This window comes from Aquabacterium sp. (assembly GCF_035476535.1).
Taxonomy (GTDB): Bacteria; Pseudomonadota; Gammaproteobacteria; order Burkholderiales; family Burkholderiaceae_C; genus Pseudaquabacterium.
In genome coordinates this window covers 1-10,283 of the sequence record NZ_DATILJ010000086.1, presented here as the reverse complement: position 1 = coordinate 10,283, position 10,283 = coordinate 1, and the positions used below count along the sequence as shown (strand labels likewise).

The following is a 10,283-nucleotide window of genomic DNA, read 5'->3' as shown; positions in this document are numbered from 1 at the left end:
CGGCCCATCAGCTGCGTCAGCTTCGCGGCCCGCTTGCAGTAGGCGCCGTTGTCCAGCACCAGCACATGACCTTCCCGCGGCACGAGGGTGGCGACGGCGGCCTCGACACTGAAAGTGCCACTGCCCTGCAGCGGCACGACGGTGTGCGTGTCCTGGCCGTGCACGATGTCCAGCAGGCGCGAACGCAGCTGCGCGGTGATGGCGTTGAAGTCGGCATCCCACGAGCCCCAGTCCTTCAGCATCGCCAGTTTGGTGCGCAGGCTGGTCGTCAGCGGGCCGGGGGTCAGCAGGAGGTGGTCTCGGTCCATGCTCAAGTCTCCCGTCTCAGGCTTGCTTCCAGGCCTGTGTGCTTTTGTCCACCCACCAGCCCAGGGCCATGAACAGCAAGGTGGCGACGGTGTTGGCCGCGGCAATCAGCACCGCCATCGCCGCCGCGGCACCGATCTCGCCGGCCTCGTCCAGGTTCAGGATCGCGATCGACGCGACCTTGGTTTCCGGCGAATACAGGAAGACCACGGCCGAGATCGTCGTCGTCGCGTTGATGAAGAAATAACGCGCGATGTCCACGAGCGCTGGCGTGCAGATCGGCAAGGTCACGCGCCAGAAGGTCTTGTAGAACGGCACCTTCAGCGAGGCCGACACCGCCTCGAACTCCGGGTCCAGGCTCTTCAGTGCGGTGACGGCGGTCAGGTGCCCGGTGGTGTAGAAGTGCACCACGGTGCACACCGTCAGCAGCGTGAGCGTGTGGTACATGCCGCTCAAGGGGTTGCCCGGCGCATTGAAGAAGAAGATGTAGCCCAGGCCCAGCACCAGCCCGGGCACCGCCATCGGCAGCATCGCCAGCAGGCGCACCAGGCTGCGCAGCGGGCGCGCGCGCTGGGTCTTTTCCAGCAGGTAGGCGCCGCAGAACACCAGCAGCGTGCCGAACAGCGCGGTGCCGGCGCCCATCTTCAGGCTGTTGAAGAAGGCCACGTCGACCTCGGCGTCGACCAGCCCCATCGTGTAGTGGCGCAGGCTGGGCGTCAGGTTGTAGGGCCAGAAGCTCGCGAACGACGCAAACAGCGCCATGCCCAGCATCGCCAGGATCAGCGCGCAGATCAGTGTGCAGTACAGCGCCATCAGCGCATCGAACAGCGGCGCCTTCTTCGGCCGGTAGGGCACGGCACGCGCGGTCAGCATCGCGGTCTGCTTGCGGCTGACCCAATGGTCGACCGCGAACGTCAGCACCGCCGGCGCCAGCAGCAGGATCGCGACCACCGCGCCCTTTGGAAAGTCCTGCTGGCCGATCACCAGCTTGAAGACATCGGTGGCCAGCACATTGAAGCTGCCGCCGATGACTTTCGGGATGCCGAAGTCGGTGACGACCAAGGTGAAGCTGACCAGCGCGGCCGAGATCAACCCGTACTTGGCGCCCGGCAGCGTGATCGTGAAGAACTTGCGGCGCGCCGTGGTGCCCAGCGCATCGGCGGCTTCGTACAGCCGTGCGTCGGCCGCGCTCAGTGCGGTGATCAGGATCATCAGCGCATGCGGGAAGACCGAGAAGGCCTCGGCGATCACGATGCCGGTGGCGCCGTAGATCTGCTCGATGCCGAAAGCGTCGAGCCAGCTTTTCAGCACGCCCTGGTTGCCGAACCAGTAGATCAGCGAGATGGCGGCCAGCAGCGAAGGCGCCAGCAGCGGCACCAGCGTGATCGTGCGCACCAGCCCCTTGAAGCGCATGCGGCTGCGCGCCAGCGCATAGGCAAAGCCGAAGGCCAGCGGCAGCACGATCGCGGTCACCAGCAGCGAGACCCAGACGCTGTTCCACAGCGATTGCAGCAACGTGGGCGTCTGCGCGTAGTCGATGAAGTTGGCCAGCGCGACGAAGCGGCCGTCCTTGTCCTCCACCGCTTTCAGCAGGATGGCCAGCAGCGGCGCGGCCAGGAAGGCCAGCAGCAACAGCGCGACGCTGGCCATCGCCAGGTGCGCGATGCGTTCGGTCCAATGCACGTTCTGCCGGACTGGCGCCAGCGCCAGCACCGCCGCGCTGCTGCTCATCCGAACACCCGCATGCGCTCGGGCATCAGCCGCAGCGGCAGCCGGCTGCCGACTTCCAGCTGCGCCTCGGCCAGGTAGTTCAGCGACAGGTAGACCGTGAGCTTGTGGCTGCCGAGCTGCGCGCTGGTCACGCGCACCAGGCAGTAGGGGCCCATGAACTCGATCTTGTCGATCTGCGCTTCGAAGACGTTCGGGTCGCCTTCCGGGATCGGCCGCGCCAGCACGTCTTCGGGCCGCAGGTAGATGCGCAGCTCGCGGCCGGGGACGTGACCATTCAGCGTGGCCGCATTGCACTGGAACAGCTGCGCGCCGACGCGCAGGCCGCCGGCCTCCTGTACCGCCGGCAGCGCATTGATGCGGCCGACGAAATCGGCGACGAACAGGGTCGCCGGGTCGCGGTAGACATCGAGCGCCGAGCCCACCTGCTCGATCGCGCCTTCGTTCATCACGACGATGCGGTCGGCCACCGCGAAGGCCTCTTCCTGGTCGTGCGTGACCATGATGGTGGTGACGCCCAGCGTGCGCTGCAGGCTGCGGATCTCCTGCCGCAGCTTCACGCGCACGATGGCGTCCAGCGCCGACAGCGGCTCGTCCAGCAGCAGCAGGCCCGGCGAGGTGGCCAGCGCGCGCGCCAGCGCAATGCGCTGCTGCTGGCCGCCCGAGAGCTGCGCCGGGTACTTGCCCTCGCTGCCCGGCAGGCCGACCAAGGCCAGCAGCTCGGTGACACGCGCCCGCGCCTGGGCCCTGGGCACCTTGCGGTTGACCAGGCCGTAGGCCACGTTGTCGGCGATGCTGAGGTTGGGGAACAGCGCGTAGGACTGGAACACGATGCCGTAGTCGCGCTCGGCCGGCGGCAGCCGCGAGATGTCTCGCCCGGCCAGCGTGATCGTGCCGCGTGTCTGCACTTCCAGCCCGGCGATGATGCGCAGCAAGGTTGTTTTGCCGCAGCCCGAGGGGCCGAGGAAGCAGACGAACTCACCCTGCGCGATCTGGAGGTCGATGCCCTTCAGCGCGGCGAAGCTGCCGAACTCCTTGCGGATGCCGGACAGCCCCAGGTAGGGCGCAGCCGTCACTTCTTCGGTTCGCTCTTGGCGTTGTAGCGCTTGTTCCATTCGGTCAGGATGCGCTCGCGGTTGCTGGCGGAATAGCTGAAGTCCATCTTGATCAGCCGCTTCTCATAGTCGTCCGGGATGTTCTCCAGCTTCGGCGCGACGCCGGGTTGCGCGGTGATCGCGAAGTTCTTGCCGTACAGGATCATCGCGTCCTTGCTCGATGCCCAGTCGGCCAGCTTCTTCGCTGCGTCCAGCTTCTTGGTGCCCTTGTGGATCGCGAAGGCCTCGAGGTCCCAGCCCAGGCCTTCCTTCGGGAACACCAGGTCGATCGGCGCGCCCTTGCTCTTGTTGCTGTGGCCGCGGTATTCGAAGGACACGCCGACCACGTACTCGCCCGCCGCCGCCATGTTGCAGGGCTTGGAGCCCGAGTGCGTGTACTGCGCGATGTTCTCGTGCAATCCGTCCATGTACTTCCAGCCACCGCCCTTGCCGGCGTCGTCGCCCCACATCTGCAGCCAGGCCACGACGTCGAAATAGCCGGTGCCCGACGACGCCGGGTTGGGCATCACCACCTGGCCCTTGTAGACGGGCTTGAGCAGGTCTTTCCAGCCCTCGGGCTTCGGGATGTTGCGCTTCTTGGCCTCGACGGTGTTGAAGCACACCACCGCGCCGTAGACGTCCATGCCCCACCAGGCCGGCGGCTTTTTCTTGTCGCGGTACTGGCTCATGATCGCGTCGAGGTTGATCGGCGCGTACGGCTCCAGCATGCCCTGCTGGTCGAACAGCGCCAGCCCCGAGGCAGCGACGCCCCAGATCACGTCGGCCTGCGGGTTGGCCTTCTCGGCGAGCAGCTTGGCGATGACGACGCCGGTGGAATCCCGCACCCATTTGATCTCGATGGTGGGCTGGACCTTGTTGAAGCCGGCTTCATAGGCCTTCAGCTGGTCGGTTTCCAGTGCGGTGTAGACCAGCAGCTGGGTTTTCTGGGCCGCGGCGGGCCAGGCGGCCAGCGCAAGCAGGGCGGCGGCCGCAAGCATCTGGAAGGAACCCGAAATTCGCATGAAGAACTCCCGTGGCAAGAGGCAATGAGCGAAACGAAAGGGCGAGAGCTTGTGTCGCCAGCCATGACCGCGTGATGACACGGCACGCCAGAGCAAGAGGCATTCAATCTATCTCTGTGTTTCATACTGTGTCAACGGTATTTTGCTGATTGTTGACAATCTACGATTCGCGGCTTCCAATGCGGTGCATGAAACGCGAGGCCCACCCCACGATCGCGCTGCTGCAGTCGAGTTCGCTCACCACCGTGGTGCAGCAGGAGATCGAGCGCCGCATCCTGCAAGGCGAGCTGGCCCCCGGCGCCAAGCTGATCGAGGCCGAGCTGGCCTCCGGATTGGGGGTGTCCCGCGGCCCGGTGCGCGAAGCCTTCCGCATGCTCGAAGAAGCCGGCCTGGTGCGCCAGGAGAAGAACCGCGGCGTGTTCGTGCGCAACATCCCGCTGGACGAAGCGGTAGAGATCTACGACCTGCGCGCGATGATGGACGAAGCGGTGGGCCGCCAACTCGCGGCCTGCATCACGCCCGAGCAGCTGAAAGCCGTGCGTGGCATGGTCGATGCAATGGAGAAGGCGGTGAAAGCGGGGGACGCCGATGGCTACCACCTGCTGAACCTGGACTTCCACGACAAGCTGGTGGAATTCACCGGTAACCGCAAGCTCACCGCCATCTACCGCCGCTTGATCAACGAACTCTCGCTGTTCCGCAGGCTCAACCTGGCCGACGGCAAGCTGCTGCCGATCTCGGCCGGCGAGCACCGCGCCATCGTCAAGGCCATTGCCTCGGGCGACCCCGCCGCCGCCGGCAAGGCCATGCGCGAGCATGTGCTGGTCAGCAAGGACCGCACGCTGAAGAACAACGCGCCGCAGCATGCGTCGGCTGCCAAGCCGGCCGCAGCGAAATCGGCGTCCAACCGAAAGGCCTACTCCAATGCTTGACGTCAATGGCCGCCGCTATGCCTTGCCGAAGCAGCCCACCGTGGTGGTGTGCGTCGACGGTTGCGAGCCGGATTACCTGGCCCAGGCCGTGGCCGGCGGCCACATGCCGTGGATGAAGCGCACGCTGGCCAAGGGCACGGCGCTGATCGCCGAATGCGTGGTGCCCAGCTTCACGAACCCCAACAACCTGAGCATCGTGACCGGTGCGCCGCCCTCGGTGCACGGCATCTGCGGCAACTACCTCTACGACGCCGAGACCGGCACTGAGGTCATGATGAACGACCCGAAGTGGCTGCGCGCGCCGACGATCCTGGCCGCGCTGGCCGAGGCCGGCAAGCGCTGCGCCGTGATCACCGCGAAGGACAAGCTGCGCAAGCTGCTGGGCAAAGGCATGCGCGGCATCTGCTTCTCGTCTGAGAAGGCCGATGCGGTGAACCTGGCCGAGAACGGCATCGCCGACGTGATGGGCTTGGTCAAGCGGCCGCTGCCCGATGTCTACAGCGCGGAGTTGTCGGAGTTCGTGTTCGCTGCTGGCGTGGCCTTGATGCGGCGTGGGCAGGCGGATGTGATGTACCTGTCGACCACCGACTACATCCAGCACAAGCACGCGCCCGGCACGCCGGGCGCCAATGCCTTCTACACGATGATGGACAACTACCTCGGCGCGCTGGACGAGATGGGCTGCGTCATCGCGCTGACGGCCGACCACGGCATGAATGCGAAGACGAAAATGGATGGCAGCCCGGACGTCATCTACCTGCAGGACCGGCTCGACGGCTGGCTGGGTGCCGGCAAGGCGCGCACGATCCTGCCGATCACCGATCCCTATGTCGTGCACCACGGCGCGCTCGGCTCGTTTGCGACGGTGTACCTGGCCGAAGAAGACCTGTCGCAGGCCATGGCCTGCATCGCTTCGCTGCACGGCATCGAGCGAGTGCTGTCGCGTGAAGAGGCGGCCCGCGCCTACGAACTGCCGGCCGAGCGCATCGGCGACCTGGTGGTGGTCTCCGAGCGCTCCACGGTGCTGGGCACTTCGGCGGCCCGGCATGACCTGACGGCGCTGGAAGTGCCTTTGCGTTCACACGGCGGTGTCTCCGAGCAGCGGGTGCCGCTGATCCTGAACCGGGCTATCAATGACATGGACGAGTTCCGGCGCTGGCGCAACTTCGACGCCTTCGAGCTGGCGCTGAATCGCGCGCAGTGATGTCCCACCCCCGTAGCGGCTCACGCCGCTTCCCCCTCAAGGGGGCGGCGCCAGCGGCCCGGCAGAGCCGGTTCCGCGGCCCCCACTGGAAGCGAGCGTCTGAATGAAGATCGAGAGCCTGCGCATCGCCGGTGTGAAGATCGGTGTCGATCGTGGCGGCGACCGGCTCATCACCGTGCGCAACCCGTTCACGCGGGAGGTCGTCGGCACGGTGCCCAAGGCCACACTGGCCGAGGTGCAGCAGGCCTTCAGCATCGCCAAGGCCTACCGCGCCACGCTGTCACGCTTCGAGCGTGCGAACATCCTGAACCGTGCCGCCGCTGCCGTGCGCGCCCGCAGCGCCGAGGTCGCCGCGCTGATCACTGCCGAAAGCGGGCTGTGCCTGAAGGACAGCACATATGAAGCCGGCCGCGTCGCCGACGTGCTGATGTTCGGCGCCAACGAATGCCTGAAGGACGACGGCCAGACCTTCAGCTGCGACATCACGCCGCACGGCCGCAAGCGGCGGGTGCACACGCAGCGTGAACCGCTGCTGGGCGTGATCACCGCGATCACGCCGTTCAACCACCCGATGAACCAGGTGGCGCACAAGGTCGTGCCATCGATTGCGACGAACAACCGCATGGTGCTCAAGCCCAGCGAGAAAGTGCCGCTGTCGGCCCTGCTGTTCGCCGACATCCTGTATGAAGCCGGCCTGCCGCCCGAGATGCTGAGCGTGATCACCGGTGACCCGCGCGAGATCGCCGACGAACTGCTGACGAACGCGAATGTCGACCTGATCACCTTCACCGGTGGTGTGGCCATCGGCAAATCCATCGCGGCCAAGGCCGGTTACCGCCGCGTCGTGCTGGAGCTGGGCGGCAACGACCCGATCATCGTGATGGACGATGCCGATCTGGACGAAGCCTCGTCGCTGGCGGTGCAAGGTTCGTACAAGAACTCGGGCCAGCGCTGCACAGCAGTCAAACGCTTGCTGGTGCACGAAACGGTGGCTTCCCGCTTCACCGACTTGGTGCTCGAAAAAACCCGGACATGGCAACACGGCGACCCAGCCGATGCCAAGACCGAGATGGGCACGGTGATCGACGAGACCGCCGCGCGGCTGTTCGAATCGCGTGTCGACGAAGCCGTGGCCCAAGGCGCGCGTCTGCTGTGCGGCAACCAGCGCGAAGGTGCGCTCTACGCGCCGACCGTGCTGGACCGTGTCGACCCGAAGATGACGCTGGTGCATGAAGAAACTTTCGGCCCGGTGTCGCCGATCATCAGCTTCGCCAGCGTCGATGAGGCGATCAGCATCGTCAACGGCACGGCCTACGGCCTGTCCTCATCGGTCTGCACCAACCGCCTGGACGTGATCACGCGCTTCGTCAACGAACTGCAGGTCGGCACGGTGAACGTGCGAGAAGTGCCGGGATACCGGCTGGAACTCACGCCCTTCGGCGGCATCAAGGATTCCGGCCTGGGGTACAAAGAGGGCGTGCAGGAAGCGATGAAGAGCTTCACCAACCTCAAAACCTATTCGCTGCCCTGGTGAACAACAACAACGATCGATGATCCATCTGCTCAATCTGCTCGCTGCGATTTCGCTGCTCGTCTGGGGCACGCAGATCGTGCGCACCGGCATCCTGCGGGTGTTCGGCGAGAACCTGCGCCATGTGCTGACGCTGAGCATGAGCTCGCGGCTGCGCGCCGTGGTGGCCGGCCTGGGCGTGACCAGCCTGATCCAGTCCAGCACGGCCACCTGCCTGATCATCTCGTCCTTCCTCGGCCGCAACCTGGTGCCGCTGTCGTCGGCGCTGGTGGTGATGCTGGGCGCGGACATGGGCACCAGCCTGATGGCGGTGGTGTTTTCGTTCGACCTGTCGTGGTTGTCGCCGTTCCTGATCTTCATCGGCGTCGTGATGTTCGTGACGCGCGAAAAGACCACCGCCGGCCGGCTCGGCCGCGTCGCCATCGGCCTGGGCCTGATCCTGATGTCGCTGCAGATGATCGGCGAATCGACGCGGCCGCTGACCGAATCGCCGCCGGTGCGCGCGCTGCTGGTGGCACTGCCGAATGAAATTCTGCTGGACATCTTCGTCGGCGCGCTGCTGACGGTGCTGTCCTACTCCAGCCTGGCCATCGTGCTGCTCACGGCCACGCTGGCATCGTCGGGCATCGTGCCGGCCACGGTGGCGCTGGGCCTGGTGCTGGGCGCCAATCTGGGCAGTGGCCTGCTCGCCGTGTTGACCACCGCGCAGGCCCCGGTGGCCGAGCGCCGGCTGCCGATGGGCAACCTGGTGTTCAAGGCCATCGGCTGCCTGGTGGCGATTCCCTTGCTGCCGCAGGCCCATGTCCAGCTGCAGCAATGGGTGGGCACGGTGCACCAGCAGGTGGTGGTGTTCCACCTCGGCTTCAACGTGATGCTGGCGCTGATCTTCATCGGCCTGACGACGCCGCTGGCGCGCTTGCTGGAGCGCTGGCTGACCGCGCCGACGGTGACCGATACGCAGCGGCCGCGGCACCTGGACCTGTCCGCGCTGGCCACGCCCTCGCTGGCCATCAGCTGCGCCGCGCGCGAGGCCTTGCACCAGGCCGATGTGGTCGAGACCATGTTGCGCGGCATCCTGCCGGTGATGCGCAACAACGACCTGGAGCTGGCCGAAAAACTGCGCCGCATGGACGACGTGGTCGACGAGCTCTACACCGCGATCAAGCTGTACCTGACGCAGATCTCGCGCGAGGCCTTGTCCGAACGGGAAAGCCGGCGCTGGACCGACGTGGTCTCGTTCACCATCAACATGGAGCAGATCGGCGACATCATCGAGCGCGTGCTGCAGGATGTCGAGGACAAGAAGATCCGCAAGAACCGCCGCTTCTCCGATGCCGGCATGGCCGAGATCTGCCACTTGCATGAGCGCCTGATCGCCAACCTGCGCCTGGGCATGAGCGTGTTCCTCGACGGCCATGTGCGCGATGCCAGCCGCCTGCTCGAAGAAAAGGCGCGCTTCCGCGACCTGGAGCATGAGTACGCGGCCAGCCACATTGCGCGCTTGCGGGACAACACCGCGCAGAGCATCGAGACCAGTTCGCTGCACCTGGACCTGATCAGCGACCTGAAGCGCATCAACTCGCACATCTGCTCGATCGCCTACCCGATCCTCGAATCGGCCGGCGCGCTGACACAGACACGCATCCGCCATTCGATGCTGGCACCGCTGGACGCCGAAGAGCCTTCGGCACGATGACCCTCACGTGGCCCATCGTGGCGGCCGTGCTGTTCGGCGCGGTGCTGCATGCCTCGTGGAACGCGCTGGTCAAGTCCAGCGGCGACAAGGAGCTCGACACCGCGCTGGTGCACTTCCTCGGCGCGCTGGTGGCGCTGCCGTTGCTGCTGGTGTTCGGCTTGCCGCCGCCGAGTGCGATGCCCTACATCGCCGCGTCGCTGGTCATCCACGTCGGCTACTACATCGCGCTGGCCGGGGCCTACCAGCATGGCGAGCTGGGCCTGACCTACCCGATCATGCGCGGCACCGCGCCGCTGCTGGTGGCCATCGGCAGCGGCGCGGTGCTGGGCGAGGTGCCGTCGCTGCTGGCCTGGGCCGGCATCCTGGGCATCACCGGCGGCGTGGCGCTGGTCGGCCTGGCGCATCCGGGTGAGACCTTGCACCACCGCAAGGCCCTGAGCTATGCCTTCGCCAACGCCTTGATCATCGCGATCTACACCTTCGTCGATGGCAAGGGCGTGCGCGCCACGGTGGCCGATGGCCACGGCGCCGCCGCGTACGTCATGCTGCTGTTCGTGCTGGACGGCGTGCCGTACCCGGCGCTGGTGTGGTCACGCCGCACTGCCGAACAGCGCCGCGCCGTCATCGCCTATGCACGGCAGCGCTGGCTGCTGGCGGCGCTGGGCGGCGGTGCGTCGATCGGCTCCTACGCCATTGCCCTGTGGGCGATGACGCGGGCGCCGGTGGCCAGCGTGGCGGCGCTGCGCGAGACCTCGGTGCTGTTCGCCGCG

At 66.4% G+C, this 10,283-nt stretch carries 8 protein-coding genes and 1 pseudogene; 5 read left to right on the top strand and 4 right to left on the bottom strand.

Going from position 1 to position 10,283, the window contains the following annotated elements; genetic code table 11:
• From VLK61_RS08785 to VLK61_RS08770, 4 genes and pseudogenes are all read right to left on the bottom strand, one after another.
• Nucleotides 1-308, bottom strand: a pseudogene (locus VLK61_RS08785) (2-aminoethylphosphonate--pyruvate transaminase); the annotation flags it as partial.
• 16 nt (nucleotides 309-324) lie between these two features.
• Nucleotides 325-2,037, bottom strand: coding sequence for a putative 2-aminoethylphosphonate ABC transporter permease subunit (locus VLK61_RS08780; protein ID WP_325420239.1), 1,713 nt, complete (start codon nucleotides 2,035-2,037; stop codon nucleotides 325-327).
• Nucleotides 2,034-3,149: a putative 2-aminoethylphosphonate ABC transporter ATP-binding protein gene (locus VLK61_RS08775; RefSeq protein ID WP_414636788.1), complete on the bottom strand. Its 1,116-nt coding sequence runs from the start codon at nucleotides 3,147-3,149 to the stop codon at nucleotides 2,034-2,036. The genes VLK61_RS08780 and VLK61_RS08775 overlap by 4 nt, the downstream gene beginning before the upstream one ends.
• The gene (locus tag VLK61_RS08770) at nucleotides 3,107-4,150 is read right to left on the bottom strand and encodes a putative 2-aminoethylphosphonate ABC transporter substrate-binding protein (protein WP_325420235.1); all 1,044 of its coding nucleotides are present in this window, start codon (nucleotides 4,148-4,150) and stop codon (nucleotides 3,107-3,109) included. Before VLK61_RS08770 ends, VLK61_RS08775 begins: the two co-directional genes overlap by 43 nt.
• A gap of 188 nt (nucleotides 4,151-4,338) precedes the next feature.
• On the opposite strand from VLK61_RS08770, the gene VLK61_RS08765 reads away from it, so the two are divergent.
• From VLK61_RS08765 to VLK61_RS08745, 5 genes are all read left to right on the top strand, one after another.
• Nucleotides 4,339-5,082, top strand: a complete 744-nt coding sequence (locus VLK61_RS08765; RefSeq protein ID WP_325420233.1) for a phosphonate utilization associated transcriptional regulator — start codon at nucleotides 4,339-4,341, stop codon at nucleotides 5,080-5,082.
• The gene (gene phnA / locus VLK61_RS08760) at nucleotides 5,075-6,286 is read left to right on the top strand and encodes a phosphonoacetate hydrolase (protein WP_325420231.1); all 1,212 of its coding nucleotides are present in this window, start codon (nucleotides 5,075-5,077) and stop codon (nucleotides 6,284-6,286) included. The genes VLK61_RS08765 and phnA overlap by 8 nt, the downstream gene beginning before the upstream one ends.
• A 103-nt stretch (nucleotides 6,287-6,389) precedes the next feature.
• On the top strand, nucleotides 6,390-7,820 hold the full coding sequence (gene phnY, locus VLK61_RS08755; protein ID WP_325420229.1) for a phosphonoacetaldehyde dehydrogenase: 1,431 nt from the start codon (nucleotides 6,390-6,392) through the stop codon (nucleotides 7,818-7,820).
• A gap of 16 nt (nucleotides 7,821-7,836) precedes the next feature.
• On the top strand, nucleotides 7,837-9,513 hold the full coding sequence (locus tag VLK61_RS08750) for a Na/Pi cotransporter family protein (RefSeq protein WP_325420227.1): 1,677 nt from the start codon (nucleotides 7,837-7,839) through the stop codon (nucleotides 9,511-9,513).
• Nucleotides 9,510-10,283 (top strand): phosphonate utilization protein (locus tag VLK61_RS08745; protein ID WP_325420225.1); only part of this gene is annotated, 774 nt, incomplete at its 3' end. The genes VLK61_RS08750 and VLK61_RS08745, both read left to right, overlap by 4 nt.

Coding starts and splice junctions, on each gene's coding strand:
- VLK61_RS08780 (WP_325420239.1), bottom strand. CDS start 2,037: ATGAGCAGCAGCGCGGCGGTGCTGGCGCTGGCGCCAGTCCGGCAGAAC.
- VLK61_RS08775 (WP_414636788.1), bottom strand. CDS start 3,149: ATGGAACAAGCGCTACAACGCCAAGAGCGAACCGAAGAAGTGACGGCT.
- VLK61_RS08770 (WP_325420235.1), bottom strand. CDS start 4,150: ATGCGAATTTCGGGTTCCTTCCAGATGCTTGCGGCCGCCGCCCTGCTT.
- VLK61_RS08765 (WP_325420233.1), top strand. CDS start 4,339: ATGAAACGCGAGGCCCACCCCACGATCGCGCTGCTGCAGTCGAGTTCG.
- phnA (WP_325420231.1), top strand. CDS start 5,075: ATGCTTGACGTCAATGGCCGCCGCTATGCCTTGCCGAAGCAGCCCACC.
- phnY (WP_325420229.1), top strand. CDS start 6,390: ATGAAGATCGAGAGCCTGCGCATCGCCGGTGTGAAGATCGGTGTCGAT.
- VLK61_RS08750 (WP_325420227.1), top strand. CDS start 7,837: ATGATCCATCTGCTCAATCTGCTCGCTGCGATTTCGCTGCTCGTCTGG.